Origin of the sequence: Desulfovibrio inopinatus DSM 10711 (genome assembly GCF_000429305.1) — a bacterium.
Classification (GTDB): Bacteria; Desulfobacterota; Desulfovibrionia; order Desulfovibrionales; family Desulfovibrionaceae; genus Alteridesulfovibrio; species Alteridesulfovibrio inopinatus.
The window spans coordinates 66,487-82,602 of sequence record NZ_AUBP01000028.1 but is presented as its reverse complement, the minus strand read 5'-3'; the positions used below and the strand labels follow the sequence as shown (position 1 = coordinate 82,602).

General features: G+C 47.2%; 13 protein-coding genes and 1 other RNA gene. 7 read left to right on the top strand and 7 right to left on the bottom strand.

The genetic code is table 11. The annotated features are described in order from the left end of the window. Positions 1 to 18: 18 nt before the first annotated feature. Together G451_RS0117040 and G451_RS0117035 are read right to left on the bottom strand one after the other, a co-directional pair. A complete protein-coding gene (locus tag G451_RS0117040; RefSeq protein ID WP_027185209.1) occupies positions 19 to 477 on the bottom strand; it encodes a VOC family protein in 459 nt (152 codons plus the stop codon). Positions 478 to 660: 183 nt separating this feature from the next. Beyond that, positions 661 to 807, bottom strand: a complete 147-nt coding sequence (locus tag G451_RS0117035; protein WP_156921689.1) for a hypothetical protein — start codon at positions 805 to 807, stop codon at positions 661 to 663. 179 nt (positions 808 to 986) lie between these two features. On the opposite strand from G451_RS0117035, the gene G451_RS0117030 reads away from it, so the two are divergent. Then, positions 987 to 3,203, top strand: a complete 2,217-nt coding sequence (locus G451_RS0117030) for a hypothetical protein (protein ID WP_027185207.1) — start codon at positions 987 to 989, stop codon at positions 3,201 to 3,203. Positions 3,204 to 3,693: 490 nt separating this feature from the next. On the opposite strand, the gene ssrA is transcribed toward G451_RS0117030, so the two are convergent. The 5 genes from ssrA to G451_RS29995 form a co-directional block, all read right to left on the bottom strand. After that, positions 3,694 to 4,053: a transfer-messenger RNA gene (ssrA, locus tag G451_RS33730) on the bottom strand. A gap of 65 nt (positions 4,054 to 4,118) precedes the next feature. After that, positions 4,119 to 4,370: a hypothetical protein gene (locus tag G451_RS30000; protein WP_034642593.1), complete on the bottom strand. Its 252-nt coding sequence runs from the start codon at positions 4,368 to 4,370 to the stop codon at positions 4,119 to 4,121. A 97-nt stretch (positions 4,371 to 4,467) separates the two neighbouring features. Beyond that, complete coding sequence (locus G451_RS0117020; protein ID WP_027185206.1) at positions 4,468 to 5,124, bottom strand: LOG family protein; 657 nt, start codon at positions 5,122 to 5,124, stop codon at positions 4,468 to 4,470. A 105-nt stretch (positions 5,125 to 5,229) separates the two neighbouring features. Next, complete coding sequence (gene infA, locus G451_RS0117015; RefSeq protein ID WP_027185205.1) at positions 5,230 to 5,448, bottom strand: translation initiation factor IF-1; 219 nt, start codon at positions 5,446 to 5,448, stop codon at positions 5,230 to 5,232. Positions 5,449 to 5,615: 167 nt separating this feature from the next. After that, the gene (locus G451_RS29995; protein WP_051261608.1) at positions 5,616 to 6,770 is read right to left on the bottom strand and encodes a two-component system sensor histidine kinase NtrB; all 1,155 of its coding nucleotides are present in this window, start codon (positions 6,768 to 6,770) and stop codon (positions 5,616 to 5,618) included. Between the two features lie 189 nt (positions 6,771 to 6,959). Here G451_RS29995 and G451_RS0117005 point away from each other — a divergent pair, with 189 nt between their 5' ends. From G451_RS0117005 to G451_RS0116975, 6 genes are all read left to right on the top strand, one after another. Next, positions 6,960 to 8,159 (top strand): aminopeptidase, encoded by a 1,200-nt coding sequence (locus tag G451_RS0117005; protein WP_027185204.1) that lies wholly within the window; start codon positions 6,960 to 6,962, stop codon positions 8,157 to 8,159. 106 nt (positions 8,160 to 8,265) lie between these two features. Next, a complete protein-coding gene (locus G451_RS0117000; protein ID WP_034642591.1) occupies positions 8,266 to 8,757 on the top strand; it encodes a MamS/MamX family magnetosome protein in 492 nt (163 codons plus the stop codon). A gap of 80 nt (positions 8,758 to 8,837) precedes the next feature. Beyond that, positions 8,838 to 9,116, top strand: a complete 279-nt coding sequence (locus tag G451_RS29990) for a hypothetical protein (RefSeq protein ID WP_156921688.1) — start codon at positions 8,838 to 8,840, stop codon at positions 9,114 to 9,116. Between the two features lie 927 nt (positions 9,117 to 10,043). Further along, positions 10,044 to 11,459, top strand: coding sequence for a glycosyltransferase family 2 protein (locus G451_RS33005; protein ID WP_051261606.1), 1,416 nt, complete (start codon positions 10,044 to 10,046; stop codon positions 11,457 to 11,459). Next, the gene (locus G451_RS0116980; RefSeq protein ID WP_027185202.1) at positions 11,440 to 14,844 is read left to right on the top strand and encodes a tetratricopeptide repeat protein; all 3,405 of its coding nucleotides are present in this window, start codon (positions 11,440 to 11,442) and stop codon (positions 14,842 to 14,844) included. The genes G451_RS33005 and G451_RS0116980 overlap by 20 nt, the downstream gene beginning before the upstream one ends. A gap of 55 nt (positions 14,845 to 14,899) precedes the next feature. Then, the gene (locus G451_RS0116975) at positions 14,900 to 16,108 is read left to right on the top strand and encodes a hypothetical protein (protein WP_027185201.1); all 1,209 of its coding nucleotides are present in this window, start codon (positions 14,900 to 14,902) and stop codon (positions 16,106 to 16,108) included. Positions 16,109 to 16,116: the final 8 nt, after the last annotated feature.

Below are 16,116 nucleotides of genomic sequence, written 5' to 3'. Positions count from 1 at the left end.
CCTGCATGTTATCGAAGGTTATGCCAGGACATTGTGTAGCCGTTGCATTTTTTCCAACAGTTCGACGTCGTCCGTCTTGGAATCTTTCGCCGCTTCAGAGTTCGCATCCACCAGGATGACGAAGTTGCCTTGGGGATCTCTGATCAGACAATGCCGGGAAGGACCGTCTCCCCGAGGGGGGGCAGCCACTTCTCCTCCCAGTTTGACCGCCTTATCGGCAGCCTCATCGACATTCTGTACGGCGATGATCACTCGCCATACGGGCTGGGCTTCCGGGTGTTTGTGCGGCGGAAAGGAGACAATGCTGGCCACCGGCTCCTCCCCGAAAAGGGCGAGAACCGATTTGGAATCATACGGAGTTTCGACTTCTTTGTAGTGCCAGCCTACAAGGTCAGAATAGAAATCTTTCGCTTTATCCATATTTTCGGTCATGAGCGCGACGCCCACGACTTTTCCCAGTCTGGAATGTGGAGCCATATCTGAATCTCCTTAATGTTTGTCGTATTCAGACAACAGTAGGGCGGTTGCAGAACATGCGTATTTAATAACCATGGTATTATCCTTTCATAAGAAGGGTGTTATGGATACTGAAAAAATCAAGGCTATTCTTTCCGCCTTTGCGGACTATTTCTGAACCAGTCTCGGAACGTGATTCAGGAGTTACACAACGTGGGTGAATCCTCTGTTGCAATTGTTGGCTACATCCCAAGCTCCATCAGGCCCACTTGCGTCTTGTAAAGCCTGGATTGCGACTCGGTTCAGGTCAGCGAAGACTACAAGAATGGCTTTGAATTTTTCAATATCCATGACACTCTCATTCCAGAGAAAGAATACTATGTATACCAAGTCTAACACGAGTCGAAAACAGAACCAAGAAAACATACAACCTCTTGCCGAGCAATGAGAATATACACTTTCGTTTGAAGGCGATGTCTTCACCACATCTCCAAGGCGTTCAGGTTTAGGGGTACACAAAGGAGGAGATTATGTCATTTGGTGTTGCGATGAACTATTTTCAACATCTCTTTCAGGATCAGAACTCCATGACTGAAGTGCAAGGTTTCTCCTCGGCGGGTGAAGTCGTCGCACACGCGCAACAACATGGATATCAGGTCAGCGAGCAACACCTCAAGCAAGCGGCGGAGCACGTAATTGGCAGTCTCAAGGGGGTCACCCCTGGTGACCTGAAGCAACGACCTGATCTTATTAAAAAGATTGACGTTCAAGAAAGACAGATCGGAATTAGCACGCCAGAGGGGCATCCTCTCTCGAATACTGAAAAGGCACAAATGGAAATCGCCAGTCCAGATATCGTGTCCACAGGAGAAGAATATACAAATATCGACGAGCTAGACCCTACACTGGGGAATATTTATGGCGTCCCCGTTCAGGATACTCAACCTATGACGCCACAACAGAAGAGCGTCTACACTCAAAATTACAACTCGGCCATTAACCTCGCTCAGGATACCGGGCTGTCAAAAAAGAAGGCTGTGGAGGCGGTTAAAGCACAGATATTTGACCTGGAAATGAAAGGAATGAGCCCGGCGAAGGCCGCCCTGTATGTTCGTGCCAAGGAGCAGGCCATCGAGAACAAGATGTCTATTGAGGCTCATGGGGACATGTCCAGCAAGGAAGTGACCGCCTTGCGCGAGAAGTGCGCCAAGGAAGTAGACTCTGCTTATGAAAAAGCCAAATCCCTTGCAGGCGGCTCTGTCAGTCCTCTGGAGGCCATGCAGAGCGTCTCCAATATAACCGGAACAGAAGTACTGGCGTATAGACACATGATGAGCGCTTTGGAAGCAGGTGGACTCAGCCCCAAAGAAGCCCAGACGAAAGTTCGTGAAATGCTCGCGAATCTCAACCGTAAAGACATTACGGGGGCAAACGCCTATGAAGTCTTAGGCGTTCTCGGCCATGCAGCCTTGAAGAACAAGCTTTCGCTGTCAAGCATCATCGCTCTCTTTAATACCGCCGTCAGTGTTGAGACCCGTTTCCCTTCCGTGGAGATGGCCAACGACCCAGGAAAAATGGACGTACAATACATGACCGTGGTTTGCTCCAAAATCACGCCAGGTGAAAACGTCACCCCAGAAGCGGCCAAGAAAATTCTCGACTCTTTTCACGACCAAGTGGCGGCCATGGCTGAGAAAGACAACCTGAACTACGACCAGGCAGCGCAAATTCTTTCCACCGAACACATTTTTAGCTCCACCCTCCCCACAGGAGGGGACAGTGCTCAAACATATCAGGCCTTGAACAGCTATCTCGAAAAGAAATATCCGAATATGCCTCTGGCCGAGCGTGATAAATTGATCATGGAGGCTGGTGTCTATATTGCCGCCAAAATGCAACAGGGGGGGGCCGCCCAGAACGCGCTTGAGGATTTTGAATCGCAGATGAACGCCATGCCTGCCTCTTATTCGCCGGAGGAGGCGGTCACGATCATCTCTAGTCGCGTCGATTTTGAGAACATCCAGTCCGCTATGGGCGTGAGCAAGGACCAGGCAGACGCAATGTTCGACGAAAGATTCAAAGAAGGCATAGCCGAAGGGGAAAGCCCGGCCATGGCGGCCAAGCTCGCCACTCAGAATGTCGGTCACGAGTACAACTATCTCAAAAATTTTCTGGCTAATATCAAAAAGGTTTACGGGGAAAAAGGCGTCAAAGCTTTTCTAAAAAAGTATGAGGATGAAGTTCAGGGCGGCATGAATCCGAAGAAGGCTGTCGGGGAGGCCCTGAAGGAGCTTTTTTCTAAAGCAAAAGGGAGTAACTGGACGGGGACCGCTCTCAAGACAAGTATGGAATGGCTTCACGACCAGGAAAAACTGGCTTTTGGTAAGGATGGATATTTTACTACTGAACCCGCACCAACCAATGACAATCCTGAAGCCGAGAAACAAGTGTATCACAGCTACGGAAGGTTCAATACCCCGGAGGACGGCGCCGTTGACGCTGACAGTGAGGGTGCTGGGGCTCAGGACTCCGTCAACGCCGCAGAAGATTCCTCGGACGTGAATTTTTCAAAGGCTGCGGAAGGATCAGAAGTTGACACAGCAGCCGATGTCGGCGCCGACGCTAGCGAAGCTGCTGTGGATGACGTCGTCGAAGCTGCTGTGGAAGCAGGAGTGGAGGCAGGAGTTGACACCGTCGTTGACGCAGTAGAAGTAGGTATGGACGTTGCCGCCGCCGCTGCGGGTTAATACGAGTTGTTATTTCTATTTTATAATTATTTCAATGAAGAAATTGGGGCATATCTCATCTGGTCGCGGTAATTTTGAAATGCTTTCTTGTGAGGAGAAACGCCTATTTCCTGGCGTTGCGTCTTTGAAATACGTCTATACAACGACTGTCCAGCAAAAGAGGCTAAAATTGAGATCATGGTACACAAGCACAAAGCATTCACCGAATTGGTGTTCAAGAGGCGGCAGATGACCATCCACTTTACCCCCCACATACTCATTTTTCCTTAATCATGTCGAAATATGGTTTGATCGAGCTTTTAGCAAAATCGTTCAGGTGAATCTACTCCTGAAAGCCTCAGACGGTATAAGTATAGATGAAATCCAAGGACATAACATGATATTCTGAGCAAAGACGACAGAATCATCTATTTGTTTCAATCGGGACAACCACAACAAAAAAGGGCCTCAAGAGGCCCTCTATGTCGATTCGTGTATTTTGCGCTTTATTTGGTGGAGGCGGGGGGAATCGAACCCCCGTCCGAGAAGGCTCCACGCAAAGCTTCTACAGGCTTAGACCGGAACATGGTTTGACTTCAGGCGGGTCTTCCGGCCGGACATCCCGAAGCGGTCTCACTAAGGTCTCGTGAATATCATAGTGAGCACATGATATTCACCAGCCTGATAGGGGTTGGCGTCTCGGTCCGGCTCATCAGGCGTCGGCCAGTGAAACGCTGACTGTCAACTAAGCAGCCAGGGCGTAATCGTAATCGTTGGCAATTAAAGCCGTTCCGCGTGTTTAACGAGGCCTCGCGGCCACCTCGGCCTGCTACTTTGGCTTTACTCTCCCCGTCGAAACCAGGGCGCCCCCGTCAAGAGAATAATTATAAGGCGTCGGGAGAAAAATGCAAGTCCTAAAGAGAAGATATCAAGAAATTATTGTGTACAGACCATCTTGGGTTCATATCCTCTCGCTTCCATACAAGCCGTTGAGTCGTCGGTAATCTTCAGGCCAGCATCCTCCGGGTAGGGTGGAGTGAAGGCGTCCAACGCTGCTTTTGAGTAACAATCTGTATAGTCGGCCTCGGTTTGCGCCATATTGTTTTGTCCGTTGCTGAATTGCGGTTTGGTGCAGCCCAAAACGAGACAGGCGGAAACGAGAAGTGTCGCGACGATGATGCGTGGCATGGCGGTTCTCCCTTATCGAGTGGAACGATAGCAGTATGTTAGGTTGCCTCACTCTTCAAGTCAACGGAGGATGTTGCCTCCATTAGTGCGATATCAACTATAACACGATATGGCGTTTAATGAATGTAACGACATCTTCAGGTGAGTCGTATACCACAAATAAATCGAGATCCGCCGGATTGGCGTAGCCAGCGCTGATAAGGCGTTCGCGAATCCAATCGATCATTCCTCCCCAGAAATCTGATCCCATGAGAATAATGGGGAAGGGGCGAATACGACGCGTCTGGATGAGTACAAGCGCTTCGAAAAGTTCGTCCAACGTACCGAATCCACCAGGCATTGCGATGTAGGCCATCGCATATTTGACGAACATCATCTTACGAATAAAAAAATACCTGAAGTCACACTTGAGACTTAAAAAATCATTCGACTGTTGTTCAAAGGGCAGGTGGATATGCAGTCCAACGGATGACCCGCCTGCGTCGGCCGCGCCTTTGTTTGCGGCTTCCATGAGGCCCGGACCGCCTCCCGTTATAACGGCATAGCCTGCCTTGGCCAATAGGTTGGCTAAGTTCTGTGTCAGTTGGTACACAGGATCATCGGGCTTCGCTCTTGCCGAACCGAAAATGGAGACTGCGGGTCCAATATCACTCAACGACTCAAAGCCGTCCACGATTTCAGCCATGATCTTGAAAAGACGCCACGACTCCTGCATGGACAAGTCGTCAATGAGGTACTGCTTAGATTTCGGCATGCTGCCTCGATTGTACCGAAGTTGACAAAAAAACATGCGGACGTTCATCGGACCGCATGCTGATCAGAATACGAACAACAGAGGGAGAAATCTCCCTTCACAATACTATTTCATTCTGTATGTAATTCTGCCACGAGTGAGGTCATATGGAGACAGCTCGACCCGTACTCGGTCGCCAGGCAGAATACGTATATAAAATTTGCGCATTTTTCCGGAAATGTGAGCAAGGACTTCATGCCCATTTTCCAGCTCCACGCGAAACATTGCGTTGGGCAACGCTTCTTGAACGACGCCGTCGACCTCAATGGCTTCTTCCTTGGCCATGAACTTCTCTCCCTTGGTATTTTTATTGGCTGTATTGTGCTATAAACCCGACGGCTCGGGTGCCTTGATGCATGGTTGTTCAAAAAATCACGTGAGCGACAATCGAAAAAGTAAAGATAGCCCCTGACCACGGAAAAATCAATGGAGGGAATGGTGAAGAAAAGCGATTAACGTTCAGAATGGGAGCTTGATTTTGTTATCGTATTTTTACATGGATCGGATAGACAATTGTGAAGCACCAGGGTTGCCTTTACTCCTTCCAAAGGCTCGTTTTCTAAGGTGAGATCTCCACCAAGTTCATGGAGAGCCCGTTTGGCTTTGCACAAGCCCATGCCAACCCCGACAGCTTTGGTTGTAAAGAATGGATCAAATAGAAAAGGGAGAGATTCTGAATGAATACCACATCCTGTGTCTGTGATCTCCAATATCACTCCATTTTCTATGGGGTTACTTCTTAAGACTATGTGTTTACGCTCATCATCTCTCTGTGATTCCAATGCCTCAATAGCGTTCAGAAGAACTTCGTATACAGCGACTTTTAAAAGATGAGGATCACTGACAAGTGTCTGTTTCGTGACCAGAAGTTCAAATGAAATCGCGTTTATTTTTTCAAAATGTGTTTTTTTTAAAGCAGATCGGGTTTCTGAGATAATTTCATGGAGAGAAACGGCACGTTTTCCCTGGAATGAAAGCGCATTGAATTCACTGACGGCCGTAACGATCGTTTCAAGCCGACCAGCACCTTCCATTATGGCCTCAAGCCATGCCGCATCACGTTCATTTTCTTGGCGTTTCTTCAGGAGCAGCTTCGCGAATCCGCTAATGGTCATCATGGGATTACGAATTTGATGGGCAATTGCCATGGAAAAACTATTGAGACTTTCAATACGTTGCATTTGCAGGAGACTTTTCTCCTGGAGCATTTGTTTTTCCCGCTCGTGAAGGGAAACAATTTCCGTAACATCATCAAATTGGATGAGAACGCCGAAAATTTTTCCGTATTGTTCAAGTAATGACACCGAAACAGCAAGCGTCAGTGTTTGCCCTTCTGGGTGGGCATAATGCAGTTGTATAGGAGAAGTCGACAGCTGATTGGAGTTGGTTTGATCCAGTAATTGCCGCAGCTTATCAGGATCATCGAACCGATCAAGAATAATCGGGGAAAAGAAACTGTCTTGAATAGTGTCGAAACTTTGTCCGAGGATGCGGGATGCCGAGGCATTCCCAGCGTAAACGCTGCCTTTGGTGTTCATAATGATCACTCCGGCAGCAAGGCTTTCAAGCAGATGGTGAAAATATGATGAGTGGATAAATTGAATCATGGCGTTTGGGATCTTTTTGTCTGGGAATGACCAAATGTATTTTTAAGAGTATCGCAAAAAGACGTTACAGGTGTATGGCACAAACGTGTCCAGTCTTGGCAAAGAGAACAAATCGTGTGAAGACGACGGTTCAAGCGAAAGGTCGAGGTACAATACTTCTTAATAACTGATAGCATCGGGAGATGCCACGTGTATTCGAAATCTCTTCTCGAAAAGTATGCGGATGTCCTTGTCTGGGGACTTACCACATCGAGAACATCGGCGTACGCCGAAGGCGACATCGTATTACTTCAATTCCAGGCTCCTGCATTGAAACTTGCTGAAGCGCTCTACACCAAGCTGCTTGAACGAGGGATTCACCCTGTTTTTCGTATGGGGTTAACCGCACCTATGGAGCGCGATCTTTTCATGAAAGGGAATGACGACCAAGTCACATTCTATCCTCCTGGAACGCGTGAACTCTATGAAAGTCTGAATGGCACTGTGTATATTCTGTCTCCTGATAGTTTAACCCATTTGCAGCATGTAAACTCGAAACGAATCGCGGCTGCGGCAGTCGCCCGGAAGCCATACCGCGACATTCTGAACAGACGCGAAGAGGAGGGCTTGCTTGGGTGGACATTGTGCTTGTACCCAACTCCCGAACTGGCAAAATATGCCGGACTTTCCTTGGACGAATATGGCAATCAAATTGCGAAAGCTTGTATGCTGGACCAGTCAGACCCGACAGCGGCCTGGAAAACAGTGTTCGAAGAAGCCAATACCATTAAAACGTGGCTAAACAGTCTGCGCGCAACGACATTTCATGTTGAATCCGACGATATCGACTTGACCGTGTCGATGGGTAAATTCCGACGGTTCATCGGGATTTCCGGTCATAACATTCCAAGTTTTGAAATTTTTACTTCGCCGGACTGGCGTTATTGCAGCGGCACGTTCTACGCCGATCAACCATCGTATCGCAGTGGAAACTTGGTGCGTGGCGTCCGGTTGACATTTGATAATGGTCGAGCTGTATCTGTTTCAGCCGAAGAAGGGGAGGACTTTGTCAAAGAGCAATTGGCTATGGATGATGGAGCCAATAAAATCGGAGAGTTTTCTTTGACAGATAAACGCTTCTCCAAAATCGATGCATTTATGGCGAACACGCTTTTTGATGAGAACTATGGTGGGGAAAATGGGAACTGCCATATTGCCGTCGGGAGCGCATATACCGACACTTACACGGGCGACCCCGTCACTTTGACGTCAAAGGCCAGAAAAGAGCTTGGTTATAATGATTCGGCGCTTCACTGGGATTTGGTCAATACGCAGAAAAAACGGGTACGTGCAAAACTTGAATCCGGAGAGTGGATCACCGTTTATGATGATGGGCAATTCACTTATTAACTTCTTATAGTACACTTGCCAGACGAGGGAGCTTTCACTATTATTCACAATACGGTGGTGTTCTATAGTTTGATTCAACTCCAACGCCCGTCTTCTGGAGGACGTGATGAATGTACGTATTTCGGGACTTGGTATTATAGGGTTCTTCACAAGCTTGGCCCTCCTTTTGACTGCACCGGCATCCTTCGCTCATTCCGGCAAATACGCAGGCTGGGAGCGAGGAGGGAAGTATGACCAGCTTTATGATGCGAGTGAATTGGATTCATTCAAAGGACGCGTCGTAGATGTAGTTGAAATCATTCCCTTCCCCGGAATGGCTCCAGGTGTAGGTCTTATTGTTGAAGACAAAAACGATCGGCAGAAAGAAACGGTCCATTTGGGTCCGAAGGGATTTGTGAACCTTGATTCCATAGGGCTTCGTGTTGGCGATATGGTGAAAGTTCGAGGTGTATGGGCCGAGATCGATGGTAACGACGTTGTATTAGCCAACAAAGTAAAGAAAGAACAAGATCAGATCAAAGTTCGGCGCACAAAAGATGGGTATCCTTATTGGGAAATGAGTCCGGAAGATGTGAAAAAAGAACTTGGTGAAGAGTAGTCTTTCCCTTGCATTCGGAATAAGGAGGCGATTTGATCGTCTCCTTTTTCTTTGGCAAATTTCAACAACAAGGAGTCGGCATGATTGATGAAAAATTTTCCGATGGGCTTATGAAAATTGACCTGGGGCGTGGTGTTATTCGACTTGATTTCTATTCGTTGTCTGCCGATAAAGTTGACGCCAAAGGCGAACCTCTTCGAGAACGGTGTCAGCGAATTATTCTGACTCCTCAAGGGTTTGTTGAATCTTTTAATATGATGCAAAATGTGATGGATAAATTTATTGAATCAGGGCTTGTCCATAAACAAGAAGGCGCCCAAGCGCAGCCCGCTATGACAAATGAGAGAGGTAATGCATAGCGTTCCGAATGCTCTTTCTCTCTATTTTTAGTACAGAATATTCTTTTTGAGCAGAGTAAGGCCCTCTCCGTGTGGAGAGGGCCTTACTCTTTGAAGGGCACTGAAGAGTGTTTTTTCAAATTGAATCGTATACGTTCTTTAAAATGACCATGAATCCATTTTTTATTTCATCATAGACAATCTAAATATGAAACAAAAAGAGAAAAGATCAACAAACAGAAATTCAATTTATGTGCAGTTATCTAGTGTGAATTTGCTATGTACTATTTCTTCGTGCTGTATTATTCTATAACAAACTATAAACAAGATAATTGTATCATTTGTTCTGCGCTTTATTAATTTATTTTTAGATAGAAGATTAATGTGTCCATTGTATTGTCTGTCATCGATGAGTGACAGTAGGTGCACGCAATCCATCCTAAATCATAAAAAATAAATTGTTATTATTTTATATGATTCAAAATGTTTATCGGTTTGTATTCTCTGATATATATATTGCTTGTTGAGAAGATAATACATTGATGTATCCGTTGAGATCTCCATCACGTTGTGTGTTATTTTACGATATTACATTTTTATCGCAGGCCACAAAATATATATATTGGCTACATCTCTTTATATCGTGACTCGACAATCAAAAATAAGCATTACGGCAAAATTTTCATGCTACAAAAAAATAATTCATATTGATCAAATAGGAAAAATGATGTTAGATGTAGAGGTCTCTTTGTACACCCCAAAAGGAATACTTACATGTGGCAAGAAAAAAACACTCCTCAAAGGGGAGCTGCGCGTTATTCTCGAAGGTTCTGGGATCTTGAAGACCGACCAAGAAGAATAAAGGCGCAGTTACTTTCAATTCTGACAATTTTGATAGGCGGCTATTACCTGTATTGGGTTTCTCTCGCTGTTAACAGAGAATTCCCCGTGGTGGCTTTTTTCTTTGTTCTTGCTGAAGTAGCGTGCTGGCTCCTCTTTATTTTTGCGACTGTAGGATTGTGGCGTCTTCGATATAAACCCAAAGAAGGATTACCGATTGCGGTAGCCTATAGTATTGATGTCTTCATCCCAACCTACAGTGAACCTGTTCAATATCTGACCATGACGTTGCGGGCAGCGAGTCGTATCAAGTATGATGGACCCATTAGCCGGTATGTTCTTGATGACGCTGGTCGTCCGGAAGTGGAGGCGTTGGCGCGTGAATACGGTTTTCACTATCTTTCTCGTCCTCAAAGCAATGTTCCCAATGAAAATGCCAAATCTGGAAACTTAAATTTTGGAATGCGCCATTCATCTGGAGATCTTATTCTTGTCTTGGATGCCGATCAAATTGCGCAGCCCAATATTGTTAATAGTCTTCTTGGATATATGCGTTTCGATTCCGTTGCGTTTGTGCAATCCAAACAGAGTTATTTAACCCAAGAAGGCGATCCTTTCTATAATAAATCGCAAATATATTACGATATTGTCCAACTTGGTATGGACAACAATGATACGGCACTTTCCAGTGGCTCTGGTGTATTGTACCGACGAAAGGCACTCGATAGTATCGGTGGTTTTGTTGAGTGGAACATCGTCGAAGACCTGACCACTTCCTACGAACTTCACGCACACGGTTGGAAATCATTTTATTTTCCTCATGCGTTGAGTCGTGGGTTGTCGCCGACGAGTATCAGTGGAGTCTACCAACAGCGTGGACAGTGGGCTCTTGATACGATGCGTATTTTTTTGTGGGATAATCCTTTTTTCAAAAAAGGATTACGTTTTATCGCTCGCATGGAATACTCGACAGTGGCACTGTCTTACATTTGTTCCGCCTTCATTTTTCCATTTTTCTATCTCATACCTATTTGGAGTTATCTCACTGGGAATACGATATTACTCCGTCCTGAATTAGAGTTTATCGTCTTACGCTCTGTGTATTTCCTGGTGATGGTGCTGGCCACCCGCTATTTGTGCTATGGACAACAGCCTGGCAAGCAGTTTCGTATGCTTGCGGGGCTGTTTCCTATTTATATGCGGGGGATTATACGGGCTTTTTTTTACCCTAAAGGGAAAAAACCGAGCTATTGTCCGAATAATGCATCGTTACGATGCACACTGGCAGCGAGTAGCAGGTCGTCATTTTGGGCTGTATTTCCGCAGTCTTGTATTTTGCTCCTTAACCTGACGTTACCTTTTGTCTCACTTTTCGCAGAGCTGTGCGAACCGAAAATCATTGCCGCGAACGTCCTTATTTCAGCTATTGCCATTTGGAGCATGTCGCAGGTGGTATGGGCGTCCCTGAGCCCAGGAGAATGGGAACCAGAGGAGGATCCAGAGAATGTCTACTCCCTCGACTAAATCCAAACGACGTACGGTGTTCCTGACCCTATTTATTCTTTTTTGGGTCGGAGTAACGCTGTGGACGATTAATAAGGTTAAACCAGAATTCTGGAAAGATGGATACACATATTACCAGGAAGCCCAAGGCCTTTCTGGGGCCGGCGAGACGGAAAAAGCTCTTGATGTTCTTGATAAAGCACTGAATCGAGATCCGAACAATGCTGGATATCTTGTTTTCAAGGCATCGCTTGAAGAGAAAGCTGATCGATTGAGTGACGCTATGGCGTCCTATTCTCGGGCACTTGAACTGAAGCCTGGTGATCCTGAAGCATCACTTGGGCTGGGAAAATTGCTTCTCTCCGAAGGGCAAGAAAAAGAAGCCGAAAAAGTTCTCGCCACGCTTCCACCAGAGGGTCTGGAAATTCCTTTGCTTGAACGTCGAGCCGGTTTGCAAGCACAGTACGGCGAACAGGTTGATGCAATTGCCGATTATGAGCATTTATTAAAGCAATCTCCTGGTAATCCAAAGTATTTGCGAGCCCTCGCAGCTTCTGCCATGGCAATAAAAGATTGGGGGAGAGCAGACGATGCATTGAATAAATTGCTTTCGGCGTCAAATGACCAAAACGTTCAGAATTGGGCTCAAGAGCAGTTGATCATCGTGCTGCGTGCAGAAAACAAGCCCGCTGAAGCCTATGCGCTGCTGAATGCACATCCGGATGCTTCCAATGCCCCCTTACGCGCACAGCTGGCCATGGAACTCGAACGTTTTGACGAAGCTGTCCCCTTACTCGAAAAAATCATTCAATCTGATCCTACAAACGTCAAGGCGAAGAACCAGCTTGCCATTGCCTTACGTGCCTTGGGAAAATCAGCCGAAGCCTATGCGTTGTTCACGAGTGTTCCCGATGCGGACAATTTGCGCGCGAGAGCTGAATTGGCACTCGAACTCGATAAATTCGCGGAAGCTGCAACACTTTATAAAGCATTGGCAAAAGAATATCCGAATGATGTCCATGTGATGGAGCAACTGGCGTATGCCTTGGATCGAACAGCGCAAACTCTTCAAGCACAAACATCTGGTTCGACAATGGATGAGACGGAAAGCGTACAGGAAGAGGTTGCTTCCTCGGGTGATACCGATGGAGAAGAAGCATACCGTCAAGCTCTGGCTTCCGGAGAAGCCTCTAAGGGAACGCGAGTTCGTTACGCATGGCTTTTGATGCGGGAAAAGCGCTACGCGGAAGCATTCGATGCGCTTGGTCCATTGGCTAACGTTAATGCTTCGAGGGATATATTAAAACTCGCAGCGAATGCTGCATTCCTGGCTGGAAAATTTGACCAGGCTCAACCACTGCTTGAAAAACTTCATGAGCTCGAGCCGGGAAATAAAGAGGTTACCAACCAGCTGGCCATTGCCATTCGCACTGTGAAGAAACCGGCTAAAGCATATGCATTATTTACGAGCGTTCCTAATGTGGACAATCTGCGTGCACGAGCCGAATTAGCACTTGAACTCAACAAATACGCCGAGGCTGCAACCCTTTATGCGGAGTTAGCCAAAATACATCCGGATAACGTTAAGATCAAAGAACAATTAGCCTATGCATTAGACCAGTCCACCCAAGCATCTCTTCCTGCAAAAACTGAAGAGAAAACTTCCGCCGAAGTTGCCTCACTGGATGATTATGCTGCAGAGAAGGAATACCGCAAAGCTTTGGCTTCCGGAAAAGCTTCTGAAGAAACACGTATTCGTTATGCGTGGCTTCTGATGCGGGAAAAGCGCTACGCGGAAGCATTCGATACGCTTGGTGACGTCGCTCACACCGATGCCCGTGAGGAAGTATTAGAGCTTGCGGCCAATGCAGCCTTTCTCGCCGGAAAATATGATCAAGCGATTCCGCTTTTGCTTGCATGGTCCGAGCGTCAGCCACAAAATGCTTCTGTTTGGCTGGATTTAGCTGATGCGTATGACGCTCGGAAAGAGCCGGGCGCTGCAGCTCAAGCAATGGGACAGTATCTGAAATTAACCCCGAATGACGACAAGAACATGTTGAAGTGGGCTGGACTTCTGGCCCGATCTGGCAAGACGTCGCAGGCGGAAGCTGTCTATCGTCAACTCCTCGCTAACGACCCTGGAAATCAGCAAGCTGTCATTGAATTGGCAACGTTATACGAATCGCGGCGTCAATTTTCTGCAGCCATCTCGGTATTGTCCAAAGGTGGAGCCGAGTCTCGTCAAGCCTATCCGAATATGCTGTATCGACTTGCCAGGCTGTATAGTTTTACGAAAAATTATCCGGCTGCAATCCGTGCATATACCCACTTGCTCGCCATGAAGGGAGTTTCTCCACGTGCCCGCGCAACGTCGAATACCAGTCTTATCGAAGCGTATCTTGAAGTCGGTGACTCAGCCGGTGCACAAAAGCGCCTGAAAGCGTTGCACGCCTGGGATTCCAGGAATCCCAAACTCCTTGTTCTTGCCGCCCGGGCTTCTATGGACGGAAAAAATCCGAAGTTGGCTGTCAAAGCGTTGGAACGTTTGTCCTCTCAACGCTCTCTAAAACCGGTTGAATTACAATGGCTGGCAGGTCAATATCGCTTGATCGGTCGTAAAGACAAGGCATTGGCTCTCTATGAAAAGCTCTTCGCCTCCAGAGAGCTGAAAACGGTTCAAGGGCTTGAGGATCTTGGTGACCTCCGTTTTGATGCGAAAAAGTACTTATCAGCGGTGAAAGCATACGAACTGGCAATAAAAGCAGGTGGAAAGGCAAATCTTTCGCTTAAACTGGCTCGTGCAGCCGATAAGGCCGGGAATAAGGCTCTTGCCCGATCAGCGTATAATCGTTTTCTGGCAACCAATCCGAATAATCCTGATGTATTGTTAGAAATAGCGCGTTTTGCGATCAACTCCGGAGAATATGTCCAGGCATTATCCCTATATGATCGTGTCGTCGCTGCTCGTGGTTCCAAAGGTCTTCTTTTGGAACTGGCTCAAGCGAATTTGGCCGCGAAACGGTTTGGCGCTGCGGAAGAATGGGCTCGCCAGGCAATGCAAGCAGGTGAAGGCTATAAAGCGACGTTAGCATTGGTCCAAGCTTTGCACTTGGAAGGGAATAGTGCCGAAGCTGACAAACTCCTCCGTGAGCACCGTCGGGAAATTATGGCACATCCAGAAGGCCAGAAGTGGTTAGGGTACGTGGATGTCGCTCGTAATCGACAGTTGCAGGCGTATGACATCTTTACCGATCTCGCCAAAGAAAAGGGACCGGACGAAGGAAAAATGTGGCTGTGGCGGGGTATCGCTGCGACCCGACGTGGTGACTATGCTCGAGCTCGAGAGAGTTTCGAGAAGGCCAAACAATTTGGTGCCACTGTACCGGAGGGACTCACAGGACAATAGCCGTTTGTGGAATTGCTGGTAGACGCGAGTATGCTGACACGAAAGGATGAGAGCCATGAAATGTATCTTCAGATTTCTCCAGGCCATTGTTTTACTGGTCTTGATCACAACCGGAGCAGCAGCAGCCTCCCAACAGGAACTGGGTGAAACGGAGGCAAGCATAACTCGTGGACCGACCACGACCAGTTCTATGGATATGTCCGTAGCGGTGACGAATGCTGATGCTTTAAGTGCGGAAATTGCCAAAGCCGAAGCGGAACTCAATGAAAAGATGAGACCCTTTGCCGGGGTATATGGTGCCGGATTTCGTGACCAGAACGACATTACTGTTTTGCATGGTGGAATCTACGGCGGGGGGACGTTATGGGATGCTCTCAAGCTCCGTCTCCAGGCCATGACGGGGCAGATTCATCAGGATGCCAAAGGGTCGCGTCATGAAACTGAGGTGTGGCGTACGGCCGTGTCATTGGGATTTGTTGATCTTTTTGTGACACCGCGCTTCGTCCTGTGGGGGGCTTTGGGATACGAAAATTTTCAATTGCAAAGCTCTGAGGGTGCAATCTGGCGAGATAGCAATGGTGATCTGAACTCGTGGCTGAGAACCCCCATGTATCGGGGATATGTCGTTGGCGGTAAGCTCGGGTTGAAATACATTTTCGATAACGAATCGGAAATCGGTGCAGAAGCGAAGCGTGAAAGTATGTGGGCCGAACACGACAAGTATGATACACGACTTTTCAACCGCATTACGGACATGACCAAAATGGCTCCGGACTTGGCCGTGAATAAGGCCCGTATTTTCACCAACATTGTCACCTTTCCAGAGCATCAGCTTCATCTCGAAGGCGGACTTGATTCCATGGAAGACGGTAACCTGCGACAATGGGGATATGCGCACTATCAGGTTCCAATCCTTTGGAGCCGAGATAAACATTGGACCGTTATTCGGCCGAATGTCTATATGGAATCCAATACCGAAGATAAACCAGGTTATTTTTCCCCATATTATCATATTACGACAGGGGTGATGTTCCATACTATTCAGGATTTCGGCTTCCTCGAAGTGGAAGCCGAGGTGAATCCTCAATTGCTGTGGACGAGGGATTCGACCAAGGATGGAGATACGCAGGAAGGTATACATGGGTTGCTTAATATCGCCTATAAATATGAATCACTCCGCATCGGCGTTGGGGTATTCGCCTACACTGATACAGATGGCTATTGGCTCAATCGAGGTAATTTTTTTCTGAAATATTCCTTTTGAGGAGTGAA

What these genes read in the sequence shown, in the direction of transcription:
- G451_RS0117030 (WP_027185207.1), top strand. Translation starts at nt 987, where the DNA reads ATGTCATTTGGTGTTGCGATGAACTATTTTCAACATCTCTTTCAGGAT.
- G451_RS30000 (WP_034642593.1), bottom strand. Translation starts at nt 4,370, where the DNA reads ATGCCACGCATCATCGTCGCGACACTTCTCGTTTCCGCCTGTCTCGTT.
- G451_RS0117040 (WP_027185209.1), bottom strand. Translation starts at nt 477, where the DNA reads ATGGCTCCACATTCCAGACTGGGAAAAGTCGTGGGCGTCGCGCTCATG.
- G451_RS29995 (WP_051261608.1), bottom strand. Translation starts at nt 6,770, where the DNA reads ATGATTCAATTTATCCACTCATCATATTTTCACCATCTGCTTGAAAGC.
- G451_RS0116980 (WP_027185202.1), top strand. Translation starts at nt 11,440, where the DNA reads ATGTCTACTCCCTCGACTAAATCCAAACGACGTACGGTGTTCCTGACC.
- G451_RS0117035 (WP_156921689.1), bottom strand. Translation starts at nt 807, where the DNA reads ATGGATATTGAAAAATTCAAAGCCATTCTTGTAGTCTTCGCTGACCTG.
- G451_RS0116975 (WP_027185201.1), top strand. Translation starts at nt 14,900, where the DNA reads ATGAAATGTATCTTCAGATTTCTCCAGGCCATTGTTTTACTGGTCTTG.
- G451_RS29990 (WP_156921688.1), top strand. Translation starts at nt 8,838, where the DNA reads ATGATTGATGAAAAATTTTCCGATGGGCTTATGAAAATTGACCTGGGG.
- G451_RS0117020 (WP_027185206.1), bottom strand. Translation starts at nt 5,124, where the DNA reads ATGCCGAAATCTAAGCAGTACCTCATTGACGACTTGTCCATGCAGGAG.
- G451_RS0117000 (WP_034642591.1), top strand. Translation starts at nt 8,266, where the DNA reads ATGAATGTACGTATTTCGGGACTTGGTATTATAGGGTTCTTCACAAGC.
- infA (WP_027185205.1), bottom strand. Translation starts at nt 5,448, where the DNA reads ATGGCCAAGGAAGAAGCCATTGAGGTCGACGGCGTCGTTCAAGAAGCG.